The organism is Bacteriovorax sp. PP10 (assembly GCF_035013165.1).
Classification (GTDB): Bacteria; Bdellovibrionota; Bacteriovoracia; order Bacteriovoracales; family Bacteriovoracaceae; genus Bacteriovorax; species Bacteriovorax antarcticus.
This window is the reverse complement of the sequence record NZ_JAYGJQ010000002.1, coordinates 175,883-202,619: the sequence shown is the minus strand read 5'-3', so window position 1 is coordinate 202,619 and position 26,737 is coordinate 175,883. Positions and strand designations below refer to the sequence as shown.

Sequence of the window (26,737 nt, the reverse complement as noted above, 5' to 3'; positions counted from 1 at the left end):
ATTACTAAATGTGTTATAAGGGAATCCAATGGATTCCCTTTTTTATTTTTAGGGATCAACTAAGGTAAAAATGCGTTTTATAGATGAAGTTAAAATTATAGCAATCTCTGGTCACGGTGGTCCTGGTGCCATCACTTTCCGTAGAGAAAAATCAATTCCATTCGGTGGTCCCGATGGTGGTGATGGTGGTAACGGTGGATCGGTTATTTTCGTAGCAAACGAAAACATCAATACACTTATTAACTTCCGCGGGAAGAAAGTATTCAAAGCAGAAGACGGTGAACCCGGAGCTGGAAGACAGCTTAACGGTAAAGACGGACAAGATTATATTCTTGAAGTTCCAGTTGGAACAATCATTAAAAATTCTGAAACAGGTGCAGTCATTGCAGACCTGAAAATTCACGACGAAAGAATTGTTATCGCTGATGGTGGTAACGGTGGTCGTGGAAACATCAATTTCAAATCTTCAACTAACCAAGCTCCTCGTATCGCTCAACCTGGTCTTCCAGGTGTTGAGATGTACCTGGATCTTGAACTAAAACTTATTGCTGATCTTGCCTTAATCGGTCTTCCGAATGCAGGTAAATCAACTTTAATTTCTGCGATCTCGGCAGCACGTCCGAAAATTGCAGACTACCCTTTCACAACTCTTGAGCCAAACCTTGGTGTTGTTACATTAGGAGAGAGATCTTTTGTTGTAGCTGATATTCCGGGACTGATTGAAGATGCTTCTGAAGGTAAAGGCCTTGGAGTTAAATTCTTAAAGCACATTGAAAGAACATCAGCATTAGTTCACTTGGTGGACGTGTCTTGGTGTCTTGATGAATACGAAGCATTCGAGCAATACGTTGTTATCCGCACTGAACTTGAAAAATACAGTGCAGATCTGGCGACTAAACGCGAACTAGTGTGTTTAACAAAAATTGATGCTATGACAGAAGAAGAAATTGCAAAATTCCAGAACTTCTTTGAAGAGCAATTAGACAAAAAAGTTATGACTATCTCTGCGGTTTCAGGACGCTCAATCCAGGAACTAAAAGGACTCATGATTAAATGTATCGATATGGAAAAAGCAACTAAGAAAGAAAAAGCAAAGGCGAATCCTAATAAGTATGAAGGAATCTACCCTGTAGAAGAAGATGAGGAATAGAAAATGAATCGTGATTATGTAAATAAAGAAGTAACTGCAATTATCGATGACAAGACTCTTGAAGCTCCATTAAACCTTGCGATGGCATCTGCCTGGATCATGGGAAACTTCAAAGGATTAAACCTTAAAGTTTTGGACCTAAGACAAGTTTCAGGGATCGCTGACTACTTCGTTATCGCTTCAGCAAGCAACCCTACTCAAGCAAGTGCAATGGCAGAAGAGATTTCTCACCAGATGAGACTTAACAACATTGAAGCACTTTCGAAAGAAGGTCTAAAGACTAACACTGACTGGATCCTTCTAGACTACGGCGACATTATTGTTCACGTATTCCATGAGCCATCAAGAACAGTTTACGATCTTGAGCATCTATACAAAAATGCACTTAACGTTGATATCCCTGAGTCATACTACTTCTCGACTCCTGAGTCTGAGAGAAAAGGTGGCGGAGATGATTCTGGAAGAAACTACTTCTAGTTAAAGGATTACCTTTGAAAGATCTTCATCTCATTGTTGTAGGCCGTCTTGGTGACAAGAATATTGAAGAACTGGAAAAAGATTATTTCAAGCGTTTAACTGTACCAAAACTTACTATCTATGAAGCTCGCGCTCACTCTGAAGATCTTAATAAAGAAGCTAAAGAAGTGATCGCGAGAATCGACGAAATCTCAAAAAACGAAAATCCTTATATTGTTTTACTCGCAGAAAATGGAAAGCAGTTCACTAGTGTGAATTTTTCTAAGTGGCTTTCTAATGTTTATGAACGTCAGTCGGTGATTTTTATTATCGGTGGAGCTTCCGGGCATGGTGAAGCTGTGATTAAGCGAGCTCATTTCAGGTTGTCTCTTTCGGAGTTAACTTACCCTCATAAACTCGCTCGCCTTCTTTTAGTCGAACAGATTTATCGCGCACAAACGATTGTGGCGAATCATCCTTACAATAAGTAATTACATAAAGCTTAATGGAAGTTTGTACGTTGAAGTAGCGATGGCCTTACCGTCGCGTGTTGATTCTAACGTTACTTCTTTGTAATTTTTTAGTGACTCATTCTTTAAGTCACATTTAAAACTTGCAGCTTCCTTTATACAATCCGTTTTAAAGCTCTTATCGCCTTTTAGAGAGAGCTTAACGCTTGCTTGGTCAATAGCTATAGGTTTGAACATCATATCTAAGAAGTAGACTATTACGGCCTTCTCTTTTGAGACTAACTCTACGTGATAATTGCCAGGCATGCGGACGTAACCACCATTCGGGCCTGCTTTATTCATGCCATGGGCGAATGCAGATTGCGAGAGAAGTGTTGCCAGTAATAATGTCACAAATGAGGCTTTCATAGCGTATTCCTTTTGTTAAGATCAAAGTCTAATCTCACTAAGTATACGACGATAAGGAGAAAATGTGACAACGAATAAATCAGTAAATTTTAAAGTAAACGGCATGCACTGTGGTGGATGCGCTGGCAAAATAAAAAAAGGTGTTGAAGGATTAAATATTGAAAGTGCAGTCGACGTTAACGTTGAAACTGGAAAAGTTAATATTAAGTTCAACTCTGAACAAAGTACGATAGCGGTTTTGAAAGACACTATCGCTAAAGCTGGATTTCAAGTGGAGTCAGTAGAACTTGAATAATCTAAAGTTTAAAATTGAAGGAATGACTTGTGTGGCCTGCTCGGGAATTATCGAGAAGGAGACGAAACTTTTAAAAGGAGTTGAGGAGGCACAAGTTAACTTCGCGACAGAGACGGCCGAGTTTAAAACAGGATCTGAATTTGATCTTGAGACTTTTCATGCTCTGTTAAAAAAACTTGGATACCGTGCGATTGATCCTAATGCAAAAGATGCAAAGGCCATTGATACTGTTTTTAATGCTGACTTTTATAAAGCGATGATCGCTTTAGTTTTAGCTTCAGTGACTATGTTTTTTGCTATGGTTGTTCCCAACAATCTTATTCAGGCCATCCTAACAACTATTTTAGTTTTTGGTTATGGCCGAGCTTATATCAAAGCCGTTTTTGGTTTTCACTCGAACATGAATACCCTGATTGGTTTAGGTGTACTCAGCTCTTATTTTTATAGTTTATATTTAATTATCATGTCCCCTCACGCCCATCCTTATTTTGAAGGTGGAGCTTTCATTATTGCTTTTTCACTTATTGGGCACTACCTCGATGGGATTGCAAAAACTAAAGCGAGAAGTAATTTAAGCTCTCTTTATAAAATGCAAATCAAGTTTGCTTCGCTGATTGTTGATGGCAAAGAAGTAAATACTCCGGTTATTGATTTGAAAGCTGGTGATATCATTCGTTTGCGTCCAGGTGAGAAGTTTCCTCTCGATGGAGAAATCGTTGAAGGTGAAACGCATGCTGATGAAGCAATGTTAACTGGTGAGTCTCAAGCGATTGCAAAATCTGTTGGCTCAAAAGTTTTTGCGGGAAGTATGAACCTTGAAGGTTCTGTTACGATAAAAGTTAACTCTACTATTCATGATACTTTTATTTCTGAAATCGTCTCTTTTGTTGAGAAAGCTCAACTAAAGAAAGCTCCGATTGAAAAGTATGCTGATCGTATCGTTAAATTTTTCGTACCAATTATCTTAGTGGTTGCGGCCGTAACATTTGTCACTTGGTTTTTAATCACTGGTGATATGTCGATGTCGTTGACTCATATGATTGCAGTTTTAGTTATCGCTTGTCCTTGTGCTTTAGGACTCGCTGTTCCCATGGCGATCATGCTTTCGACTAGTGAAGCTGCAAAAAATGGACTTCTGATCAGTGGTGGGCACATTATTGAAAAAGGGTCTCATATTGATACGATCGTTTTTGATAAAACAGGAACACTAACTGAAGGACGTCCCGAACTGACACAAATTCATTTGTTTGATAAAACAGCTGATGCAGCGATAGTTTTAAAACTAGCAGCTTCGTCACTTCAGTATTCAACTCACCCACTTTCGCAATCAATTGCAAATCATGCTTTAAAGCAGGAAATTTCACTCTTAGATCCGGATAAATTTAAAAGTTTAACTGGTCTTGGTGTTGTGGCCGAAATGAATGGTAAGAGTCTTGCTTTAGGGAATGCTGATTTATTAAAACAGGAAGGCGTTTTAGAAGTTATTCCTAAGAGTTTTTATACTGAGAATGTTGGGAGTTATGTTTTCTTATCAATTGATAAAAAGTTAACTGCTGCTTTTATTATTACTGACCCGATTAAATCTGAAGCGCGTGAGTTAATTAAAAAACTTCACGACTTGAATATCAATGTATGGATGCTTACAGGTGATCATGTTGGGATTGCTCATAAAATCGGATCTGAAATTGGAATCACACCAGAGTTTATCAAAGCAGGAGTTAAACCTGTTGGTAAAGCAGATTTCATTACAGAACTTCAATCAAAGAATTTCAAAGTTGCGATGATTGGTGACGGTATTAACGATGCTCCGGCATTGGCGAGAGCTGATCTATCAATTGCCATGAGTAACGGCTCAGATGTGGCACTAGAAGCTTCTGAAGTGTCATTACTTGATGGGAAGATCTTACTCGTGAGTGATTTTTTCGGCAGATCAAAACGCACAATGAGAATCATTAAAGAAAATCTACTTCTTTCGTCTTTATACAATTTATTATGTATTCCACTGGCAGCGGGAGTTTTCTACCCTTGGTATAAGGTTTCCCTTACACCAATGTGGGCGAGTCTTGCGATGGGATTATCCAGCTTCTCAGTAATCGTGAATTCTTTTAGAGTTAAAAAAGTTTCTTAACTGCATCTGTTGCAACTTTCGCGGCAGCAAATGAACACTCGAAAGCTGGGTTTGCCCAGTTATCCTGGTTAGCAAAGAAAATATTTCCACCAAATGGACGGCTCATTCTATCTAGGTATCCACTTTGGATAAGACCACGACTAGCAACTGGAAGTGAATGCCCCCAACGAGTCATACGCATTCCTTTTAAGTCAGCGAAGTTCACACCAACAGCAGCTGCAAAGTCTTTCATTCCGCTAAGGATGACATTTTTATGTTTATCGTGAGCAAGTGGGTTGAATAAGAATTGTCTTCCACCATCATAGGGAAGCGCTCTATAAACAGTTAAGACACCATTTTGAGTTTGATCATCAGCGGCCCAAGTTCCAAAACATACATCCGAAAATGGACGTTTTGATTGTGACATCGCCATTGGCACTTCAGGTTTTTCACCTTCAAAACAGAAAATATCAAAGCTTGGTGATTTAACCGGGTGATTGAAAATGGCGTTCCCTACGATGTAACCTCTGTAGCTTAAATCATCCATCAGTTTAACCTGATCTTCTGGAAGACCTGGAACGATAAGCTTGGCTACGAATTTTGGAGAAGCAACAACACAAGATTGTGTTTCAATCGTCTTCATCACACCCTGAGCGTCTTCGTATGTAACCCAGATTAATCCGTTTGGTTTTCTTTGAACTCTTACAACGAATGCTCCTGCTCTTACCGAGCCTGGAGTTGTTGCTGCATCTACTTTTTCCATAAGACGTTGTGTGATCGCTGCGTTTCCACCTGGAAGAGCAAGAACACCGTCCACTTCACTCGCCACAAAGTTTAAAACTTGTAGTGCAGATAATTCTTCAATTGAACCGTTGAATGAAGACCAGCAGTATAATTGGAAATACTCTGCGATATGTGGATGAACTTTTCCGAATTTTAATTCAAGCCATTTTTCAAATGTAATGGTGTCTAAATATAAATACTCTTCGTAAGAAATCGCGCTGTCAGATGTCCATGGGATATCAGGGTAAGCGTCGTTATAAATTCTTCTTAATTCAGCATCAACTGCAATGAATTCCGAAGCGCGAGCAGGATCACTCGCCCCTTTCCAGAATTCCGTCATCATACTTTTTTTGTATGTGAACTTTGTAATGTCTGGTTCTTCTAATTTTAATTCTTCTTTGATTCCGATTTCTTTTAAGAATGTGTCGATATCATCGCCATCATCGGGAATCGTAATATAGGCCGCACCGATTGAGAACGTTGCGTTTTTGTATGTCTCACCTTTTGAATTTCCACCGAAGTGTTTATCTTGCTCAAGGATGATTGGATTTAAATCGCGCAGTTGATAAGCACTAATAAGGCCTGCCATACCACCACCGACAACAACAACTTTTCTTTTTTCAGTTGGAGCTGGGATCCCACCTTTTTTAACAAGGTAACCATCAAGGTTCCAAAGGACATCGTGTGGGCGATCGATGTTATCGCCATTGAAATCTAAGCTGGCGAACTGGTCGTCACTTAAAATCTGGATGGGAGAAATACTCATCAAACTCTTCGGTAAAAAGCGCTTCAGCACAGCTTCTGACTTCTTAGGGATGGCCAAGGCAAGGCCTGCCATAAGTGACATTTTAATAAAATCGCGGCGTGGGCGTGCTTCATAATCGTTTAAATTCGATGACATAGGCTTATATTTCCCGAAAGGATGGAATAGTTTGAGGTATAAAACAATGTCAGAGCTTTCCTGTCAAGAATTCCTGGAAAAATGCCGATAAATACTCATGGGTTTAAGGTTTAAGGCCTACATTCAGTACCTCCTATTTTGGCTGCTCGCCGTATCGTGCAGTACGCCTCAATATGAAATCGTTATCCGCGGGCCCGCGGCGGAAGAAAACTGTGCCTCTTTAGTTCAGTCGATCATCGCAAAAAATAGTACTCCGCAAATCAAAGATGCATCGACGATTGAAATACCGGAAGCAATTCCTGAGCTCTCGCTCACAAAAATTTTAAATTCGAGAAAAGAGTTAAACGCAAAATACACCAACATCATTGAATCAATCAAAGATTTTAAAGTAGATAATAATGGGCCAATTAATGGCCAGTCTAAACTGCTGCTTGATCCACACGAAGGCTATCTTGCAAAAATTCTTCTAATTAGAAATGCGAAGAAGACTTTGGATTTGAGCTATTTTATTTTCACCGGCGATGATACGGGAAAAACGCTTCTGCACGAACTTCGTTTGGCAATTAAACGTGGAGTAAAAGTACGCCTCCTGGTTGATTCGACTGGATCATTTTCCAAAGCACCTTTTTACGATGATATTAAAGCTCTTGCTTCGCTGAATGGTCAGGAAATTTTAGATGAATTTGGAAATCCCACAGGGGAATTCGCTCATGCTGAAGCTGTTTTATTCAATCCACTTTTCAATGTGCGTGCTCACGTTGCTAACTGGATGAAGGCCGTTCATAATCTTTTTGTTCCCGAAAATGAAAGATTACCACTTGCCACTTTTACGATTAATCGCAGAAGCCATGACAAAATCCTTATGGCCGATGCCAATTCTCCGAAAGATGCCATGGCGATCATTGGTGGACGGAATATCGCTGATAAATACTATGCTGTGAATGAAGGTATCAAGAATCCAATCTTAGATGCAGAAATTCTCATTAAAAACTTTGTAACAAAAAATGATGATGGAAGTATCAATAATGCTCTTGAAGATCATTACAATAAAATTTACTACTATCTTGCCAATAAAAATTTTGAAAATTTCCTTTTTAAAACTAATCGCGATCAGGTTCGAAAAGAATTTAAGCAAATGCGTGACAGCTCTAAAAGACTTATGCATGAAAATGGACAACTTAATGCTCACTTACAAGAAATGGTGGATTCAAAATTTTTAGAGAATGATTTTGAAGATGGATTGATTTCTATTTTAAATGAAATTCAAAACCTGAGCAGAACAAAAATGTTCATGATGCCTAAGCAAGAGCACTATAAGGCCAATGGTAATTCGCTTATTTCTAAACTCCACGCTGACATCGCCAAGGCAGAGGATACAGTTGATATCGTTTCTCCTTATTTCTGGATTCCAGATGAAGAAATTGAGTTCATTATCAATTGGGCATCAAAATATCCTCATAGAAAAGTTCGAATTTTTTCAAACTCCCTTACTACGACAAACAACATTGTCGCTCAGTCCATGGTTGATGCAACTTTTAAAGAAACAATCATGAAACGCATTCAAGGTACTCCGATTGAAAAGCAAATTGAAATTTACTCTTATGGAAAGTTAGATGATGAAGTCCTGGGTGGAGATAAACGTTATGGTTTTTTACATGCAAAAATTGTTGTTGTAGATGGCAAAACACTGACTGTTTCGACATCTAACCTCGACCCTATTTCACGTCACTTAAATTCTGAAGTAGGAACAACGATTGAAAACCTGCCAAAGAATTCTAAAAATGCACAGAAGCTCAATAAATATATTGAGGATTTAAAAAATAATTCTACTCTATGGGGAAGTACTGAATGGCAGGAAATAAGAAGACATCCTAAAAATAAAATTATGAATATCTTGCAGGTTTTTATAACTAAAATTATTTACACACTTAATTTAGTACCGATTATATAGGGTCCGCAATATAAATGGATTTTGAAAAAGAACAATATATAAAGGATCAAATCGACATAGATTATGTCAGGAAGGCGAAAAATTCTTCCATGGCATTTATCTTAGTTGTTATCCTTTTTCTTTTTTTAGATAAGCTTGAAGATAACTTCAAATTTCCAATTATATGTCTGAGTTTAAGTGTGATTGTTTTTAATCTAGTGAGATTTTTTAATTATAAAAAATATTTTGCTGGTCAAAAATTAATCAAAGATGCTGTTTTATTAAATTCACTGACTATTCTTATTAACAGCTCTATTTGGTGCACTCTGGGTATTATTTCTATTTTGTCTTATGAAGCAAATAATTTTCAGATTCTGCTTATTTTTATTATCTTAATTTCTTTTAGTGCCGCGGCCATTGTAACAGTTTCCCACAAAACTCTCATCTTTGCCGCTCTCAATTTTTTAATTCTTTTTCCCCCGGCCCTTTATTCAATTTTTCAATATATTCAGTCTGGTGATGTCGGAAGATTATGGTTATTAGGATATACAGCTATCAATCTTGTTTATAACTTGAAACAAGGAAAAGTTATTCAGGAAGAGCTGCACTCACGCTTTGCTATTGAATATGACCTAAAAAAATCATTGGAAGAAATTGCTTTAAGTAAAAAGAATCTTGAAGAAGAAAGCATTAAGACATTTCATGCCTCAAGACTATCCTCACTGGGAGAAATGGCCGGTGGTGTGGCCCATGAAATTAATAATCCCCTGACAATTATTCAAGGGATGACAAAGTCTATTCTAAGTCACGATGAACTTGGGCTTGATGAACAGACAAAAACGAAACTGACAAAAATCAATGCTGCCAGCGAGAGAATTGCTAAAATTGTCAAAGGGATGAAAATCATCTCAAGCAAGAATGATCAAATCGAGCACGAGATTGTTAAAGTAAGTAAGGTACTAGAAATAAGTATTGATCTCTATGAAGAGAAATTTAAAAACGAAACCATTCGTTTTAAACTAGAAAATGCGAATGATCCCGATATTAAGTGTAATCCATTGCAAATCTCACAAATTCTGATTAATCTGGTGAGCAATGCTATCGATGCTTTACAAAAACTTGATGAAGAAAAGTATCTGACAATTAAAATCACAGAAGACCCTATTACTCATTCTGTCGATATCAGAGTCATCAATAGCGGGCCGATTTTAGAAAATGCCGTTTCCGCTAAGATCTTCGAGCCTTTTTTCTCAACCAAATCATTGGGCAAAGGAACTGGTTTAGGGTTAAGTATTTCTTCCACTCTTGCTCATAGTAACCATGGAAACTTGAGTTATGAAGTCTACGAAGGGCAAGTTTGTTTTAAGCTGCATATTGAGAGTCATACCTAGTGTTTAAATTATGAAAATCATCTGGCCTCTTATTTTAATTTCATACGCAAGTTTATTTGTGTTCGGTATTAGTGATAATATCCGCGGTCCTTTATTTCCAGAAATTCTAAAAGAATTTAAGATCAGCGATGCGCTGGGATCATTGATGTTTGCAGTGAGTTCACTGTCGAGTTTTGTCTCAAGTTTTTTTGCCCGCAATCTTTTAAGAAGATTTGACCGTAGATCCATTCTTCAATGGGCATGTCTGGGATTGACCATAAGTATGTTAGGTCTTGCAACGGCCCCTCATTTTTATATCTTTTTATTCTGTAGTATCTTATTTGGACTTTTTTCCGGGATTCTTGGATTGATTCCGAATGTACTTGTCCCGCTTGGTGCAACGGCAGAAAAAAAGCAGCAATTTCTTTCAGGACTTCATGCAATGTATGGGGTCGCAAGTCTTCTTGCTCCGATGGTGGTTGCTTTTGTTTCTTATGTCTCAGGAAACTGGCGTTATGCTTTTGCCGTGACTGCTCTTGCTCCTTTTACTTTGTTTATTTATTCACTTCATGGAAGTCACACCCCACACCATTCAAAACCTATTGCTGATAAAGTAAAACAGAACCTGAATAAATCAAAGAATTTTAGGCCGCAGGTTTTTTTAGCATTGATGGTCAGTTTTTGCGTGGCCGCTGAAATCATGATCTCGTCGAGACTTGCTCTTTTAATGAGACGTGAATGGCATTACGACCTGGAGATGTCGAGTTTATATGTGACAGGATTCTTTATCTGTATGTTGCTAGGGCGCTTGCTTTTTACCGGATTTAAATTTAACAAGACTGTACTGTTTCAACTTTCAGGTTGTCTGGTTATAACGGCCTTGATGGTTTTATTAGGACTTTTTATTCACCCACTCTTTTTAGTGGCCGCAGGTTTTACTGTTGGACCTTTTTATCCACTGGCCATTTCTTTCATCTCTTCTGAGTTTCCTGATGACCTCGATACTGCCGTCTCCTATATGATTGCCACTGACTCAATGATGTTGGCGGTGATGCATATCCTGGTAGGGAAGCTCACGGATTCCTTTGGAATTCATCACGCGATTTTCTCAGCAGTAATTTTCTTGGCACTTTCATTTTGCCTGGTAAACAGCTACCCATTTTTCTTTAAAAAGAAAACATCACAAAAATAATCCATTAGGCGCTCAAGGACTTATATTGATCCAGGATTTTTATCTTCTGGGATAATTTATTATAACCGGCCCATGGGTCTTTTCTATTGTTAAGAAGCTTAGGAACACTCTTTAAGGTGTATGAGTTCGCATTCTTTAATTTTTTGGCCTCTGCCCATGTAATAGGCAGGGCCACAGGTGCATGCTCCCGCGCGCGAACCGAGTAAGGCACAATTGCAGAAGCACCGTATCCATTTCTTAAATAATCCAAGAATATTTTCCCTTTTCTTTTGGACTTGGACATATTTGTCGTAAATTTTTCTGGATGCTCCCTTTCCATCTGGTCACAAATACTTTTTGAAAAACTTTTAATTTGCTCCCAATCATACTTAGGAGCAATCGGTACATGGACATGCAGACCTTTTCCTCCACTAACTTTAATAAAGGATTTAAGTTTCAAGCGCTCTAGAATCTCTTTGAGAGCAAAGGCCGCTTCTTTTACTTTTTCAAATTTAACACCTTCGTCAGGATCGAAGTCAAAAACAATTTGATTAGGATAATCTATTTCGTCCACACGACAACCTCTACTATGAATTTCTAGTGTGCCTAACTGAACAAGCTCCTGTAGTCCCATCTGAGAATCAATATAAACAATCTCTTCTTTTTTATTCTTTAATTTGGATTCGACTTTTTTACCAAGTATTCCCATATCATCTGTTTCTATATGCTTTTGAAAGAAACACTCTTTTCCTTCACCGTTAGGGCATCTCAGTAAGGCCAGAGGTCTATCTTTAACAAGTGGAAGGATCCATTTATTAATACTTGTGTAATAATTTGATAAATCCTGTTTTGTAATTTTATCACCGGGATAAATAATTTTATCAGGATGAGACAATTTCACTTCTTCGCTTTTTGATTCTTTTGTAATTTCTTTCACGCTTTCCTTCTTAATTTTAACTTCTTCAAGATAGACCTCTTTGGCCTTTTTATCTTCTCGTAGTCCCTTGAAGGCCGCATGCCTCAAAATTTTATCTCCAGTCCATGCTCCAAATTCAATATTTCCAACAAGGATAGGATTTACCCAAATACTTGCTTTGGATGCAGGAGATTTTTCATCAAATGGTGATTCTTTAGATTTTATTTTTTTAAGTTTACTCACTAGACTCTTGCTGGTTTTAGCATCAAATCCCGTTCCGACTTTTCCAATATATTGCAATTTTCCTTTCTTATTATAAGCGCCCATAAGAAGCGCCCCCAGGGAAATATTGTTTTCCTGCATGGTATATCCACCAATAATAAATTCTTGAATATTAGTGCATTTAATTTTTATCCAATTTTTATTTCTACCACTGTGATAATGACTTTCTCCGTTTTTTGAAACAATTCCTTCCAGGTGACTTTCACAAGCACTTTCAAAAACGCTTTTTCCCGATTCATCCCAATGCTCACTAAAAAGAATTTTTTCGGAATCAGATTGTTCAAGTACTTCTCTGAGAAGTTTTTTTCTATCTTTCAAGGGAAGATTTCGGGTATCGAATCCATTGAGATATAATAAGTCAAAAACATAATAAACCAGCTCACTGCTATCATGTGCTTCCAATGAATTCTGCAATCCTTCAAAGCGACTTCTGCCTTTTTCATCAAGCCATACAATCTCACCATCAAAGATGATGGATTCGGCTGCAATCTCAGCACACTCCTTTTGAATCTCGAGATATTTATTGGACCAATCAAGACCGCTCCTAGTAAGGAGTTTAGTCTCTTTCTTATTTTTGAAACACAAGGTGCGATAACCATCATATTTAATTTCATGAATCCATTCTTCGCCGACAGGAGGTGTCTCTGATAGCATCGCAAGTTCCGGACCTTTTAAATCTTTGAAAGTTAAAAATTTAGTTTTTTTTTGTGGTTTTATTTTTAATGCTGATTTTTTCGCGGTCTTTTTAACAGGCCTGGGATTTTCCATTTCCGCTTCAAGCTCTTCCATACTCACACCTGATAAAACACTTTTATCTTCTTTGGTTATATCTTTTGCAGAGGCATTTTCATCATCACGCTTAATCAGTAACCAATTATTTTTTTTGGCACCAGGAATACGCGTACGAAGTAAGAGCCATGCACCTCCAAGTTTTTCACCATGTAATTCAAATTCAAGATGACCTTTTTTTAATTGTTCATCGACATTCTTAGGGGGAATCCACTCACCTTTATCCCACACAATAACATGGCCTCCGCCATATTCTCCTTTAGGTATTTCTCCTTCGAAAGTTGCATAATCAATTGGATGATCTTCAACTTCTACAGCAAGTCTTTTATCTTTAGGATTAAGGGAGGGCCCTTTAGGTACGGCCCAACTTTTTAAAACGCCATCTAGCTCCAAACGAAAATCATAATGCAAATGACTGGCATGATGCTTTTGGACCACAAACATTTTAGCGCCTTTATGCTTTATAGCTTTTCCTGCTGGCTCTTTTGTTTTATGAAAATCTCTTTTTTCTTTGTATTCTTTTAAGCTCATGCTCTTGCCTTCCTTGCTCTCTTAATTATTTTTTTGTGAGCTATTTTTTTTGATTTTCCTGCCCTTAAGCTTTTTTCTAAAAAAGGCATCAGGTCAAGAACATTTGTGTTAGTCGCTTTAATATCCTCTTCCGGCTCAGCGACATCTTCAACATCACCTGCTTTAATTTTCTTTTTAATGTATTTTAACAGTTCATCTTGATAAGTGTCTTTGTATTGGTCAGGCTTCCACTTGGCGGTCATTTCATCAACTAATGTTTTAGCGGCCTTCATTTCTTTTGGAGAAACTTTTATTTTATCCAAATGAAAATCATCTAAATAATCAGCTTCATGCACCTCTTGAATTTCATGAGAGAATCTCAACATTTCAAGAATGAGGTAATCCCCACGTGCCATAACGGCCACTAAGTGCTGTTTACTTCTTAAAACAAACTTAGCGACTGCAACTTTTTTTGTGTCTTCTAAAATTTTCCGAAGAAGCACATACCCTTTTTCTCCATTTTTACCGGGGATTAAATAATATGGTTTTTCAAATAATAAAATATCCACTTCTTCAAGTGAGACAAAATCTTCAATATCAATTGTTTTAGTGGCCTTGGGATTGGCCTTCAAAAAATCTTCTTCAGTCACTAATACGAATTGATTTTTTTTATACTCGTAGGCCTTTTCGATATTCTTTCGTTCCACTTCTTTCCCGGTGGCCTTGTTGTATTGCTTGTAACCAATGGGAGAATTATTTCTTTTATCGAGCATTTTAAAACTCAATCTCTCCTCTTCCTTCGAGCTCATCACCGCGACAGGAATGTTAAGTAGTCCAAAACTAATTGCTCCGTTCCAAATGCCTCTGGCCATTGTACTTCTCCTGTAAGAACTCCCCTCATTTCATATGCATTTCTCATACCCACCAATAATGATCTTTCGCTGGTACGTAACTTGCTTAGTAGACTTAGTAAGTTTTTTAACGGGGAATATTTCCTCAAACCAATGGAGTATTTATGAAAATCAGATTCACTTTATTAACGCTGACCCTTACATCAATCATATCTTTTGCAGCTCACGCGCAAGCAATCAATGATCATCAAATTGCTGAAGTCATGGAAGAAGCTAATGACGCTGAAATTGATGCAGCAAAATTGGCAAAAAAAGAAACTAAAAATAAAGAAGTAAGAGACTTCGCTAATCACATGATCGCTGAACATGAAAAAAATCTTAAAGAAACAAAGAAAATCGCTAAGAAAAATGACATTGATACAAAAGATTCAGCAATGTCAGAAGCTTTAGAAGCAGATGCTAAAGCTAAAAGGAAAATGCTAAAGGAACAAAAAGGAGTCGCTTTTGACAAAATGTACATGGAACAACAAGTTTCTATGCACACTCAACTGCTAAATGACCTGGATTCAAAATTTATCCCTTCAGCGGCAAACCCTGAATTTAAAACTCATCTTCAAGCAACGAGAGAACATGTAAGTAAACACCTGGAAATGGCAAAAGAGCTTCAAACAAAACTTTAATTACCATTTGCTATGCTCAAAGGTTTCCTTGGGCATAGCTTCTCATCTTTCCCAATGCGCCCTTGCAACTTCCATAAAATAAAAATACACTATTTGAAGTCATCAATTCCCAAGTTCTTGAACCACAAAGACGATCAATACGTATGGTAAATTCTAAACTTAAAGTACTTCTGACTCGTCCTCACGAAAACTATCACAATCTTAATTATCAGGACCTGATGCGCGTTTGCAGAGTGAGCGCACCCATTGGACTGTTATTTCTCGCGGATATTTGTAAGAACATAGAAAATACTGAATGCATGATCTTAGATCCATTAGTCAATGGAGTATTCCCCGATGTGAAAACTCTGGCATTCCCGGTAAATGATTTTACCTGGGGTAGACATATGTCGGAAGAAATTCATAACATCCCGGCAGACTTCATTCCTGATGTTATTGGCATAAGTGTAATGTTCTCTCATCTTTATTCATCGACACTTGAATCAGTTGAAATTTTAAAGAAAAAATACCCGCATGCTAAAATTCTAGTTGGTGGGGCCGATCCTACAGCTAAGTTTGAAAGATACTTAAACAATTCACCTCATATTGATTTAATTGCGTTGGGTGAAGGGGAAAAAATATTTAAAAATCTTTTAACCTCTATTCAAGCTAATCAGGATATGACGAGTGTCCCGGGTGTCGCTTATAGATCAGAAGGAAAAGTTAAAAGAAACGCCTCTGAGCCTTTAATTCTTCATCTTGATGAAGTTCGTCCTAACTATGAGTTCATTGATTTAAAAAAATACTTCAATGTAAACTTGGTTAACTTCTCTCCAAGGATTAGCTACAGCTATCCTAAGTCTAATCAAAGCATCAATTTCATCACTAGTCGTGGATGCCCTTTTAAATGTGTTTTCTGCTCTATTCAGATTCATATGGGAAGTCCTTTTAGATACAACTCCCCTGAGTATGTTGTCAGAGAGATTAAGTATCTGGTCGACAATTATGATGTTAAACATTTTAACTTTGACGATGACAACCTCACTCTTAATCTTTCAAGGTTTAAAAAGATCTGCCGATTGATTATTGAAAATAAATTAAAGATTACCTGGGATACGCCTAATGGTGTTCGCGGAGATATCCTTGATGATGAATCCCTTGCTCTGGCCATTAAATCCGGCTGTACATACTTACTTTTTGGAATTGAAAGTGGAGTGCAAAAAGTTATTGATGAGATTGTAAAAAAAGATCTTAATCTTGAAGAGTCTATTAAAAATTTAAAAAGATGTTACAAAGCTAAACTTGATACTGGTGCGTTTTTTATCATTGGATTTCCAGGGGAAACCAAGCAAGACATCAGAAAAACTATTAATGTCGCTTTAACACTATTTTGGAAATACAAAACTCGCCCTCATTTAAATATCGCCCGACCTTATGAAGGGACTGCTTTATATAATAAGGCGATGGAAACTCAGACGTTAAAATATCACAATCATAAAATTTCAAATATCCCAACATTGGTGACACTTGAGATGATGATTGAGAATGAGGAATTTGATTTAAAACACCTGAATAAAGAATATAAACGCTTTCAATCTCTTTATATTTTAATCAGCGGGATCAACTGGTTATTATATACATTAAAGAATCCAATTCTGTTTACTCAGACAATGATTCAGCATTTGATTCAATCTTATAAGCAGATACCAAATATAAAAGTGGCCCTTACAAAAACATATATTGGCGTTATTTTATTTCCATTCGCCATTAGAAGGAAGAATCTCTACTAATGACTGTTAATATCTATACTGAATGGGGACCTTTAAAAGAAGTCATTGTTGGCTCTGTTTTTAATATGTCTCCTCACAATATTGATCTCTCTTTTAAATTATTTTTTAATAATAATATTAAAGACGTTTTTCTTAAGAACTCTATTGTCCTTCAGCAAAAACTCATCGAAGAGCGCCAGCAGGATTTAGATGATCTGGCCTCTACATTAAGTTCAATGGGAATCATTGTTCATAGACCTAACAAACTTATGAATGTTGAAGAATTTTCAACTCCTTATTTTAAGGATCATACTTCACCTTGTGACAATCCAAGAGACCAGGTTTTCGTTATTGGAAATAAAATTATCGAGACTCCATGTATCTGGAGAAAGAGATATTTTGAAAACGATCTCTTAAAGCCAATCTTCTACAAGAAGTTTATGGAAGGTGCTGCTTGGATTTCAGCCCCTCGTCCGATGATGAAAGAGACTTCTTTCGACCTGGAATATGCCAGAGAAACAAACAACATTAATATCGACTGGAATCACTACGACTCTCTAGAAAAAGATTATGAGATTATGTTTGATGGAGCTCAGTGCTTAAAATTTGGTAAAGATATTTTGATGAATGTGGCCAATAAAAATCATCAACTTGGTTTTAACTGGCTTAAGTCAATTATTGGATCAGAGTTTCGCCTGCATCAGATCAACATTACTGATCATCATATCGACAGTATGTTAATGCCACTTGCCCCAGGGAAATTACTTATTGACCCGGATAAAATGATTTCAAAAATCGACATGCTTCCACCTGCTCTTCAGAAATGGGATCGAATTATTGTTCCTGAAAAATGTAAACCGTCCGAAGGTCTAAGCCTCGCGAGCACTAGCATCTATACTAATGTTCTTCCCTTAGGGCCTAATAAGGTTCTTATTTTCAGTGAAAATAAAGATCCTAATTTTGCACTTGAAAAATTATTAGAAAAACATAACTTTGAAGTCATTCATGTTCGTTTACGTCATTCAAGATTATTCAGTGGAGGAAACCACTGTGTAACTCTTGATTTGAATCGCGAAGAAGTACTTGAGGATTATTTTAGCTAATGGAAAATAAGTTCATCTGCCCTATTCCATGGATGTCTCTTTGCTTTGGCCCAAAGTCGACCTTAAGAGCGTGCTGTCACCAAAATGGAAGCATGGAAAATAATTTGCATGATAATCTTAGCTCAGAAGAAATTATCCAATTAAAGCACAACCAGGATCTTAGAGATAAGATGCAAAAAGGGATTGTGCCTCACGACTGTATGACATGTTTTGACACAGAAAAGGCAGGTGGTTTTTCTCCAAGACAGGAATACCTGGCAAAATTTAAATTTAATCAAGAAGCTCCTATTAAGGTCGAGTACCTGGATCTAACCGTAGACAATAACTGTAACCTTGAATGTGCTATGTGCTCATCATATTACTCTTATAAGCTTGATGACTTTTACTCAGGAAAATTAAATATTCCTCGAGTTGGTAAATGGGAAATTAATTTTTCAGATGAAAACATTAAGAGTCTCTTGCCTGATCTAAAAATGTTAACCATTACTGGTGGTGAGCCCTTCCTTAGTAAAAGGGCCCTGGAAATTATCCATTTTGTAGCGGCTTCTGCCTTTGCTAAAAATATTCACTTGCGCCTTTTTACGAACCTAACCATAGTCCCAAAAAACTTAGAGGACTTACTTAGTAAATTCGAATCGGTTGAGCTGCTTTTAAGTATTGACTCTGTTGAAGAAAATTATGAGTTTATTCGTCATCCAGCTAAATGGAGTTTGATTACTAGTAATTTACAGAAGCTTTCAGCGCTTAACTTACCTAACACCACAATAAAAGTTCACTCTGTCATTAGTGCTTTCAATTGGAATCATATTGATAAACTTATCAAGTTTTATAGCACTCTTAAGCTAAAGAACAAAAATATACTTCCCGTTTTCATTGAAATCGAAAATCAGCCTTACTTGCATCCCTCAGTTCTTCCTAAAAAAGATTTCGATTATGGATTGGGCCTGATTAATACTGCTCTTGATAATCTCGTTGTTAACGATCCTCAATATCACTATGAAATAAACCATCTTAAAAGCATCTTGAATAAGATTTCAGGTACTGATTCTCGCAGTTTTTATATCGACTACATCACATATATAGAAAAGCTAAAACAAAGCCGTCAGAGTGTTAGTAATTAGAATAAAGCCTGTAATACTCCATCGAATTTAAATAGAATTCTCTTTTAAAAGAAGCGCTCATAGAAGGGTCATTCCCTATACTTTGAGGCGGGTTTTCATGAAGGCATTTTTTAGGAAAAAGCCAAAGGGATTTTGAAGTCACCGGACGATTCAAATTTCCTTGTAGGTCTTGGGCGTCTAAAACGTAATGAATCTTTAAATTTTGATTACCTCTTAAATTCCATTCGAACTCGCCTATATTATTCATGCAATACAAATAAAGGTCTGTGACATTGTTCATCGCCACTTCACGCTTAATTGAGTCTTGTAGCTCAAGTTTCGTTGTAACTAGTCCAACACTTTTAATAGATTGATTCCAGTAGTAAAAATCTCCCAGAAAAAGAGCAATGACCACGATTGATAGATTTCGGCCAAAGATAATTGTTTTGTATTTCCATGCCATCACCATGGCAAGTAATCCAATCATTCCAACGTAAAAACTAATATCGTGAAACCATGGATCATGTGGCTGAATGGCAATTATTCCAATGAGCGAGGCCAATACACATAAGAAATCGACGATGGCGTTTAGTTTATTCTTAATGAAGATCATTGAAGCTAGAACTAAAATTAAAACTAGTTTGATAATAATATAAGGTGACCATTGTAATGAATAATTTGCGACAGACTGATCAAAGAACTTAAAAAATTCCCATGGTGCAAAAATATTTACCGCAATGAAATTCAAAATCCCTTCGTGACTTAGAATTGTAAACAATCCACGCTGTCCTAAGACATGATCTACGCTCTTCATAAAGAACATACCCAACCCTAGAGCGGTGGCCAGAGAAATCGGCATGACATATTTAAACAATTCTTTATGGTTTCTTTGCCCAATCACCAATAAAGGAAATAAAAAGATGAGAATAGAGAATTTAAAATAAATCGCGATTACAACACAAACAAAAGCAGTCATTTTAGATCTATTTTGCAAGATAACGAGCAAGCTTATAAAAGAAAAGAGAAGTGCCGTTAAAAAATCGACGACATAAAAATACTTAATCATGGCAAAAAATGTCAGACCTGATGTCATAAGAAAGAAAATTGAGTTTTTATAATTTAATTTTTTATCTTCTAAGTACTCTTTAAAAACATGGAAAAAGACCACGATATTAAGAACAAAAAGAACATAACGAATAACATACCCACCAATGATCCCAAAGGTCTTTGCCGCTCCTCCAGTGATAAGAAACGTAAGATCTCCAAGTTGTGGCCGGTAGTTACTTAATACAATTGAAGATTTTAAAAATGGAGCTAGTTTTAATGTCGTGAGCTCCAGGATCATGTCGAAAGAAGAAGGCTCCAGGATAAAGGCCAGTTTATAATGCAGGTAGAAGACAGCAAGTAAGACGGCCGCAAAAACCTTTGAAAGGTAGGCGTTCTTTTTACTGTGGAACAGGTCACTCACGACTTTTTTCATTTTCTACAACATCTTTGAAACTAAATTGAAATTATCCATTTTTTTGATCTATTATATTACTAAATAATCTGGAAGGGAAACGCTGTCGATGGGCCATTTATTTTTAGGATTAAAAAGCATAAAAATGAAAGATAGCTCTAAGCATAGAGTTATCCTTTTTCAGAACTATATTGATACTTCTTTCCTGTATCAATTGATTCTAAAAAATCCTTTTATCCGAACACGCCTCTATCAGAAACTGATTTCTTACTTATTTTCCTTTTATGCCCTTCTTAACACTCTTAAGGTCTCATTGGATTTTAAAAGTCATCATCAGTTTATTACAATCTACGAACACAATAATGAAATCCGCTGTATTAAGGCCCGACTATCAAACGAGCAATTTTCTTATTCTGGATTTATTACATTTTCTAAAACAATTAACTTTTGGGTCTTAAAACAATTTTTGGGCCACATTGGGTTCTCTTTTAGGCTTTTCAGGTTAGCTGCAAAACTTATTCAAAAAAATGGGATTCTTATTGGAACCAGACAGAGTCAGTTTTTATTTTTTTATAGTTTAACAGGTAAAATAACAAAACAAGCTTCAGTCCCTCTGATTATTTCAACCGAAAGTAATCCTAATGTGATTGGCATTGCACTGGCCGCTCAAAAGCATGGTCATAAAATTATTTACATCAACCATGGTTTTCTCGACTCTGACTTAGGATTATTCTTTCATAACCAAGTCGTTGCTCAGGGAGATGCGCTGATTGATAGAATCAAACCATTTATTTCTTCTCATCCTCTTATAAGTAATGTTGGAGCTTATTATCCTGTACAGGCGCTTAAGATTCCAGTTCCTAAAATTCAAGTGGTCGGCATTGTCCTTTCCTTGAATCCAGTTGAATCAAAAATTATCAATCTCATTAAACAGATTGGAAGCATTCATCCAGAAGTTCGTATCGAAATACGTCCTCACCCGAATCTTATTTTCTCGAGTGACTTGACTCAGAACTTAAGGGCAAATAGTAAGATCTCAGTCTTAGCTCCAACCGACTGGTTAAATTTTCATACAGATTGGGATTTAGCCATTGCGGGTAATACGAGTGCTCATATTGATCTGATTGCGAAAGGAATTCCTTGTATTGGAATGAGTATTGATCAAAACCCCGAGGATATTTATGGTTTTTATAAAGATCAGTTTATTTTAAAAACTGATTATCATAATAATATCCATCAGGACCTCAACGACTTTTACAACAATGAAGAATGGCATCAAAAGAAGCTTACTTACCTTCCCTCTTTAGGGGCTACAATCCAAGTTGACACTAAGTCACTCGAGCGCAAAGATTTATAGGCCATGAAATTAGCACGTCCAAATTCCCTATTCCTTATCATCGCCACAGTACTCTTTAGTATTGTCTCATTTTATTATTTATCTAAGGCCAATAATCTAGGTAGTAATGAAGCTGCAGGGCAATTAACAAAAAAAGCTTCTATTATTGAATGGGAGCATTTTCCTGTAGGAAGTGACTTTAAGCTGGAAAATCTTGTGCCTGACGATACTTTCTTGAACTATGACTCAAAGGCCGCGCTTGGAATCATAGAGAATGTTAAAAGCAAACCGAGTCTCTATTATAAGAGCAGTGAAAGAATCTATCCAATCCTATTGCATACACGCGCCTCGGGAATACCACATTATATTTCTGGCCAATTTTCTCGTTTGTTTCCTTCCGCGATAGGTCTGATCATCCTTCCATGGATTTTATCTATAATGACTTTCGTCTTAGCTTTAGTAATAGTTAAAAAAAGCTCAGAGCTCACAATCCCTTTTGTCTTAGTAGCATTGACGACTCCTCAGCTACTTTATTTTACTTATCCCTTTTTCCCCGATGATTACGCTTCTTTTGCTGTCATTATTCTTGCTCTCTTTATCTTTCAAAAGGCTGAGAGTAAAACGGACTTTAGGCGAATAGGATTTTTATTTGGTTTAACTCTTTATATAAAGCTGGCCGCGGTCATTCTTCTTCCAATATTTTTTATTCTTTCCTTTAAGAAAGTATTCTCAAATATTAAGTACATCATCCAAGGGGCAATCCCTTTCTTAATCCTCTTTATCTTTGTGACTAACTTTCAAGATTTTTTCTATCTTCTAGGACATGAAAAAACGCTTATCAAGCCGTCTCAATTCAATTTAGATGTTTTTAAATACTTTGCTCTAAATCAATTTGTCCCAGGTTTTACTTTTTCCCATATCATGTCTTTAAATCCGACTTTTCCCACTAATATTAATAAGACCCTTCTTATTCAAGGCGCCCTACAAGCTATAGCGACAGTAGGATTTATTATTGCTTTTACTAAACCTCAAGACATCGCCCGTCTCATCGGCTTCATTTTCTTATTCGTGTTAGGTACATGTGTAGTGGCAAGTGGACTAAATGAAGACTTACTCGGTTATATGGGGCAAGGGCTTGCATTACTCATGTTGGTTTTATTCATATTCCTGGATAAAGAAAAAATTCTCGCAAAAAAGATGTTATTTTATACTCTCTTTGGATTCTTTTTCATTACACGAATTATCGGTTTCTATAACTGGAATACTGAGTTTAATAAATACTCTCATAGCTTTAATAAATGTGTTTGGGCCTACGATTGTATGGTTAAAGACTGGAATGAAAGCGGAATTCTCAAAGAGAAACAATTAGTCACACTTTACTATCTTGATATCGGACAAATTGAATTTTTCTCTCAGGAGAAAATCAAACCCATTCACGTCAATTGGAAATATAGTAAAATCCCCTCTAAAGAAAACTTCATAGGATTTCTCTCACACTTCCCGGCCCAAGAGTTTTACATTCTTTCATCTAAAGAATTAGGAATTGCGACAGATCTTGCGACCTATTTAAAAGTGAGTGAAGCCGACGTAGAAGCGACATTGCTAAAAAATAAAATAAAAATGGATATTGTAAAACATTACGACTATCCAGCGATCTCTCGTGAATACACTTTGATTAAACTGACAAAAATTTAGTCTTTAAAAACCACGGCCGGTCTTTCGAATCGATCCCATCTGGCAATGAAGTCATTGTAATCCATAAATCTCATCCCTTCGTCTGGGTCCATAACATGAAATCCAAGAGGCAGTTCTGCCGAACCTTCATACCCACTCACTACAATCACATGCTGGTCCTGTAGGGCCCGAACGCGTTTCCCTGAAGTCGTTTTCCAAAAAATAATGTCGGCATCTTTAAGAGCAGATATCCATACCAAGACAGGTCTCTTTTGTTTGATCTGATCAGTTATATCTTTTATTGATCCGTTTATAATCCAATCTGCTTTTTTCCATTGAGAAGAAAGTCTCGCGATAGGCTTCCAGTAGATACCGTACCCTGAGATAATAGAGCGTCCATCAATATCACCTACAAATCCAAGGTTGGGGTCTCCCCATACGTCTTTTGTCTTTAAAGTTTTATCAAAAGGCATTTGCTCAATAATTTTCTCTTCAGTTGTATCTGCACCAAAATAATTCAGTGCCGATGTCAGCGCGGCCGCTTCACAACTTAAAGGCCTTTTTTGTTTTGCCATAGGAACATCGAGTTTGATTCCTCCAAATGGAGTACAAGACTGATCAGTATTAACAGCAAAAAAATCGCATTGAATGTCACTTGCTTGAATTGAAAAAGAAAATAAGGCCAGGAGATAAATTAATTTCATTGCAGCGTTTGATCTCTAAAATTAGTTATATAGTAAGTATAATCAATTTTACTCAAAGTGCGCATTAAAGGTTTAATAATTCTTTGGGCCAGAAGCAACTCTTCTCTATTTAAGGTATTAAGATAAAAATCAAGAATCTCGACTCTTTCTTCATAGCTTAAAGTTCCCAACGAAAACTCAAAGGGTTCATATAAATAAGAAATAAAAGGGATGATCTCTTTTTCACGACAATACTTAATGACGTTTTTCACTTCACGCCAGTTATCTTTCTGAATAAGAAAATGCATTCTGATATTTAATTTTGATCTTCCGCTTGCGACTCTTTCTTTTTCATAGGCCAGCATCTTGTCTAAGTTTGATAAAACAAAATCAAGATTACCTAGCTTTCTAATTTTGGCGTAAGCAACACTCTCAAGACTATCAATTGAGACAATAAGATTTTTAACAACGATCTTATTTAATTTTTCTTTAATGAAGTCACTTAGAACCCAATGCATATTAGACGTAATCGTCCACTGACAGTCAGGATTAACAGATGAAACTTCATCCATAAGCCTATAAGTGTCTTTTTGAATAAAGGGTTCACCCGAGAGCATATCGACTTCAAGAATATCTTTAAAGAATAACTCTCTTGCAGGAATCCAGAAGTTGTCTTCTGTATAGAAACCATTCGGAAGTTTCCAAACGTTACACATCTGGCACTCAAGGTTGCACTTCCCATTAAGATTAGCTGTGAGCCTTAAGATTTTAGGATTTTTTGTATTCGTTATTTCTGCGTGAGGAAGAAGTTTATTGAGTTCAGGACAGAGATTACATCTACGATCAACCAGCTCTGTTTCACAAGCTTCGCCTGATCCTGATTTAAAATCCTCTCTCCATTGAACGGCCTTATCAGACTCCCAAATTTCTTTAATGGTCTGTTGCTTTAAATTTCCAAGGCTAGAATTATGAATTCCTTTATGGCGGCAAAGACCAACGTTTCCATTGGGCTCAAGAATAATATTCACAAAAGGCATGACACAAAAAGTATCCTGGCGAAGACCTAAATCTTTAAAGGCCTTTTGGGTCCCAAGGACATCTTCTTTAATTTTTTCAAGATATTCCATCTAATTGCCCGTCATACTATTTTTTACGACATTAAAAAAAACTTTCCCTCTTTCAGAAGAGGCATACAGACTCATTAAGTTTTGTCCAAAGAGTCCCATTTCATAACCATGCTTTCCCATCAACCCTAAACGAATTTTTTCAAAGTCGCGAAGAGTTAGCATTGCTCCTGCTGCACTTTCATCTTTCTTTCCTGCTACATTCTTATTAAAAGACTTTGGATCTTTAATAAATTTCTGGGCCAGCTTCTCAGCATATAGAAGAATTTTTTCATCAGCTGAAAAGCTCTCACCTATCAGACCTAAAGGCACATGATAAACATTGTCGCCTTCCACATCCCCATGGCCCCCCCAATCGGAAATAATCAAGGGAACACCGAGCTCCTGGGCCTGAGCAATAGAAACTCCATAATCCTCAGCAATCGAAGTTGAAAAGCTGACGAGTAGTGAATTGCCTTCAAGATAATTCAACCACTCCTCTGGACCTAAGTCTTCAATAAAGACCGGAGAATTTTTAAATTTTAGTTTGCTTAAAAACTTATTGATATTGTTTTGATAAGACTCAATTATATAGCGCCCACGATGCTTAGGAATCCAATTGTCCCACTTCCCTAATAGAGTCGTATGAACCTCAACTGAACTCAAGTGAGCAACTGAGGCGGCAAATGCCAGGAAGAACTCAATATTCTTTTGAGAGCTCAATCTGCCTGAATAAACCAGGTTAATTGGTTGATCAAAACTTAAAGTTCTAAAAGACCCCAAAGAAAAGAGTTCATATCTCGGAATGCATTTAACTGAAGCTTCTGGAAAAGAGCAAATCTCTGTCAGGATATTTTTCACTCTTTTAGACATGCACCAAAAGGTATAGTTTTTTTCCGGCCAGCTGCCTGTTTCAAATATCTTTTCGAAAAAACTGCCAAACAGCACAACTTGAATATTGGCTTCATTAAGTAACCTTTCAGGAAATACGATTTCCACGTCAGGATACCAAACGTTGTCTGTACGATGATTGTTTTCTTTTAAATAGGAATCGATTTTAGGTCGCAGGATTGACTGGCTGATGGTCCACGGATCAATGAATTCTATAATGTCTGCGAGTCTCAAATTTCTTTAAGGAGTCTTCTCTCTATAAGTCCCTTCACCAAGTGTTCAACATCTTGACGTAACACTTCTTCAGATACGTCATAGTTTTCCATAACATCGCTGAAAATTTGATTAAGATCTTTTTTCAGAGTTAGCTCTCTCCAGATGTCGGCCGAAATATTAGTAAGCTTGAAAAATGTATTCCCTTCATCCATTTTCATGACGATGACGGTTCCATCTTGATTGTCTCTTGAGACAACGTCTTCACAAACTTCATAATTTTGATTAATCACAGAAGGCCTCTCTTAATTCATTAGAAAAAGTATCTAATCAGTTGTAATTTATGTCAATGAAATAT

Annotated in this window: 23 protein-coding genes; 14 read left to right on the top strand and 9 right to left on the bottom strand. The window is 36.8% G+C overall.

Annotation, left to right across the window (positions count from 1 at the left end):
* The first annotated feature begins 70 nt into the window (after positions 1 to 70).
* The 3 genes from obgE to SHI21_RS10960 are packed head-to-tail and all read left to right on the top strand — an operon-like array spanning position 71 to position 2,097.
* A complete protein-coding gene (gene obgE / locus SHI21_RS10970) occupies positions 71 to 1,150 on the top strand; it encodes a GTPase ObgE (protein ID WP_323576608.1) in 1,080 nt (359 codons plus the stop codon).
* 3 nt (positions 1,151 to 1,153) lie between these two features.
* The gene (rsfS, locus tag SHI21_RS10965; protein WP_323576606.1) at positions 1,154 to 1,627 is read left to right on the top strand and encodes a ribosome silencing factor; all 474 of its coding nucleotides are present in this window, start codon (positions 1,154 to 1,156) and stop codon (positions 1,625 to 1,627) included.
* Positions 1,628 to 1,641: 14 nt separating this feature from the next.
* Positions 1,642 to 2,097 carry a 23S rRNA (pseudouridine(1915)-N(3))-methyltransferase RlmH gene (locus SHI21_RS10960; RefSeq protein WP_323576605.1) on the top strand — a complete coding sequence of 152 codons (456 nt, stop codon included), beginning with the start codon at positions 1,642 to 1,644 and terminating at the stop codon, positions 2,095 to 2,097.
* Here SHI21_RS10960 and SHI21_RS10955 read toward each other — a convergent pair whose 3' ends face one another.
* Complete coding sequence (locus tag SHI21_RS10955) at positions 2,098 to 2,484, bottom strand: hypothetical protein (RefSeq protein WP_323576603.1); 387 nt, start codon at positions 2,482 to 2,484, stop codon at positions 2,098 to 2,100.
* A 64-nt stretch (positions 2,485 to 2,548) separates the two neighbouring features.
* On the opposite strand from SHI21_RS10955, the gene SHI21_RS10950 reads away from it, so the two are divergent.
* Both SHI21_RS10950 and SHI21_RS10945 read left to right on the top strand, forming a co-directional pair.
* On the top strand, positions 2,549 to 2,779 hold the full coding sequence (locus SHI21_RS10950; RefSeq protein WP_323576601.1) for a heavy-metal-associated domain-containing protein: 231 nt from the start codon (positions 2,549 to 2,551) through the stop codon (positions 2,777 to 2,779).
* On the top strand, positions 2,772 to 4,907 hold the full coding sequence (locus SHI21_RS10945) for a heavy metal translocating P-type ATPase (RefSeq protein WP_323576599.1): 2,136 nt from the start codon (positions 2,772 to 2,774) through the stop codon (positions 4,905 to 4,907). Before SHI21_RS10950 ends, SHI21_RS10945 begins: the two co-directional genes overlap by 8 nt.
* Here SHI21_RS10945 and SHI21_RS10940 read toward each other — a convergent pair.
* A complete protein-coding gene (locus SHI21_RS10940; RefSeq protein ID WP_323576597.1) occupies positions 4,891 to 6,570 on the bottom strand; it encodes an FAD-dependent oxidoreductase in 1,680 nt (559 codons plus the stop codon). The two genes, SHI21_RS10945 and SHI21_RS10940, sit on opposite strands and share 17 nt — an antisense overlap.
* Before the next feature lie 97 nt (positions 6,571 to 6,667).
* On the opposite strand from SHI21_RS10940, the gene SHI21_RS10935 reads away from it, so the two are divergent.
* The 3 genes from SHI21_RS10935 (at position 6,668) to SHI21_RS10925 (ending at position 11,062) form a co-directional block, all read left to right on the top strand.
* A complete protein-coding gene (locus tag SHI21_RS10935) occupies positions 6,668 to 8,521 on the top strand; it encodes a phospholipase D-like domain-containing protein (RefSeq protein ID WP_323576595.1) in 1,854 nt (617 codons plus the stop codon).
* 89 nt (positions 8,522 to 8,610) lie between these two features.
* Positions 8,611 to 9,891, top strand: coding sequence for a sensor histidine kinase (locus SHI21_RS10930; protein WP_323576593.1), 1,281 nt, complete (start codon positions 8,611 to 8,613; stop codon positions 9,889 to 9,891).
* A gap of 10 nt (positions 9,892 to 9,901) precedes the next feature.
* Positions 9,902 to 11,062 carry an MFS transporter gene (locus SHI21_RS10925; protein WP_323576592.1) on the top strand — a complete coding sequence of 387 codons (1,161 nt, stop codon included), beginning with the start codon at positions 9,902 to 9,904 and terminating at the stop codon, positions 11,060 to 11,062.
* Positions 11,063 to 11,066: 4 nt separating this feature from the next.
* On the opposite strand, the gene ligD is transcribed toward SHI21_RS10925, so the two are convergent.
* Both ligD and ku read right to left on the bottom strand, forming a co-directional pair.
* On the bottom strand, positions 11,067 to 13,559 hold the full coding sequence (ligD, locus tag SHI21_RS10920; protein ID WP_323576588.1) for a DNA ligase D: 2,493 nt from the start codon (positions 13,557 to 13,559) through the stop codon (positions 11,067 to 11,069).
* Positions 13,556 to 14,410 (bottom strand): non-homologous end joining protein Ku, encoded by an 855-nt coding sequence (gene ku / locus SHI21_RS10915; protein ID WP_323576586.1) that lies wholly within the window; start codon positions 14,408 to 14,410, stop codon positions 13,556 to 13,558. The genes ligD and ku overlap by 4 nt, the downstream gene beginning before the upstream one ends.
* Positions 14,411 to 14,553: 143 nt before the next feature.
* Here ku and SHI21_RS10910 point away from each other — a divergent pair, with 143 nt between their 5' ends.
* The 4 genes from SHI21_RS10910 to SHI21_RS10895 all read left to right on the top strand — a co-directional run bounded on the left by SHI21_RS10910 (position 14,554) and on the right by SHI21_RS10895 (position 19,041).
* Positions 14,554 to 15,069, top strand: coding sequence for a DUF4142 domain-containing protein (locus SHI21_RS10910; RefSeq protein ID WP_323576585.1), 516 nt, complete (start codon positions 14,554 to 14,556; stop codon positions 15,067 to 15,069).
* A 143-nt stretch (positions 15,070 to 15,212) separates the two neighbouring features.
* Complete coding sequence (locus SHI21_RS10905; RefSeq protein WP_323576583.1) at positions 15,213 to 16,838, top strand: B12-binding domain-containing radical SAM protein; 1,626 nt, start codon at positions 15,213 to 15,215, stop codon at positions 16,836 to 16,838.
* Positions 16,838 to 17,920, top strand: coding sequence for a hypothetical protein (locus SHI21_RS10900; RefSeq protein ID WP_323576581.1), 1,083 nt, complete (start codon positions 16,838 to 16,840; stop codon positions 17,918 to 17,920). The genes SHI21_RS10905 and SHI21_RS10900 overlap by 1 nt, the downstream gene beginning before the upstream one ends.
* On the top strand, positions 17,920 to 19,041 hold the full coding sequence (locus tag SHI21_RS10895; protein WP_323576580.1) for a twitch domain-containing radical SAM protein: 1,122 nt from the start codon (positions 17,920 to 17,922) through the stop codon (positions 19,039 to 19,041). Before SHI21_RS10900 ends, SHI21_RS10895 begins: the two co-directional genes overlap by 1 nt.
* Here SHI21_RS10895 and SHI21_RS10890 read toward each other — a convergent pair.
* A complete protein-coding gene (locus SHI21_RS10890; protein WP_323576578.1) occupies positions 19,031 to 20,500 on the bottom strand; it encodes a hypothetical protein in 1,470 nt (489 codons plus the stop codon). The two genes, SHI21_RS10895 and SHI21_RS10890, sit on opposite strands and share 11 nt — an antisense overlap.
* 292 nt (positions 20,501 to 20,792) lie before the next feature.
* Here SHI21_RS10890 and SHI21_RS10885 point away from each other — a divergent pair, with 292 nt between their 5' ends.
* A complete protein-coding gene (locus SHI21_RS10885) occupies positions 20,793 to 21,836 on the top strand; it encodes a hypothetical protein (RefSeq protein WP_323576576.1) in 1,044 nt (347 codons plus the stop codon).
* 3 nt (positions 21,837 to 21,839) lie between these two features.
* The gene (locus SHI21_RS10880) at positions 21,840 to 23,510 is read left to right on the top strand and encodes a hypothetical protein (protein WP_323576574.1); all 1,671 of its coding nucleotides are present in this window, start codon (positions 21,840 to 21,842) and stop codon (positions 23,508 to 23,510) included.
* Here SHI21_RS10880 and SHI21_RS10875 read toward each other — a convergent pair.
* The 4 genes from SHI21_RS10875 to SHI21_RS10860 are packed head-to-tail and all read right to left on the bottom strand — an operon-like array spanning position 23,507 to position 26,672.
* Positions 23,507 to 24,193, bottom strand: coding sequence for a C39 family peptidase (locus tag SHI21_RS10875; protein WP_323576572.1), 687 nt, complete (start codon positions 24,191 to 24,193; stop codon positions 23,507 to 23,509). The two genes, SHI21_RS10880 and SHI21_RS10875, sit on opposite strands and share 4 nt — an antisense overlap.
* Positions 24,190 to 25,299 carry an SPASM domain-containing protein gene (locus SHI21_RS10870; protein WP_323576570.1) on the bottom strand — a complete coding sequence of 370 codons (1,110 nt, stop codon included), beginning with the start codon at positions 25,297 to 25,299 and terminating at the stop codon, positions 24,190 to 24,192. Before SHI21_RS10870 ends, SHI21_RS10875 begins: the two co-directional genes overlap by 4 nt.
* Positions 25,300 to 26,400 carry a glycosyltransferase gene (locus SHI21_RS10865; protein WP_323576568.1) on the bottom strand — a complete coding sequence of 367 codons (1,101 nt, stop codon included), beginning with the start codon at positions 26,398 to 26,400 and terminating at the stop codon, positions 25,300 to 25,302.
* On the bottom strand, positions 26,397 to 26,672 hold the full coding sequence (locus SHI21_RS10860; RefSeq protein ID WP_323576566.1) for a PqqD family protein: 276 nt from the start codon (positions 26,670 to 26,672) through the stop codon (positions 26,397 to 26,399). The genes SHI21_RS10865 and SHI21_RS10860 overlap by 4 nt, the downstream gene beginning before the upstream one ends.
* Positions 26,673 to 26,737: the final 65 nt, after the last annotated feature.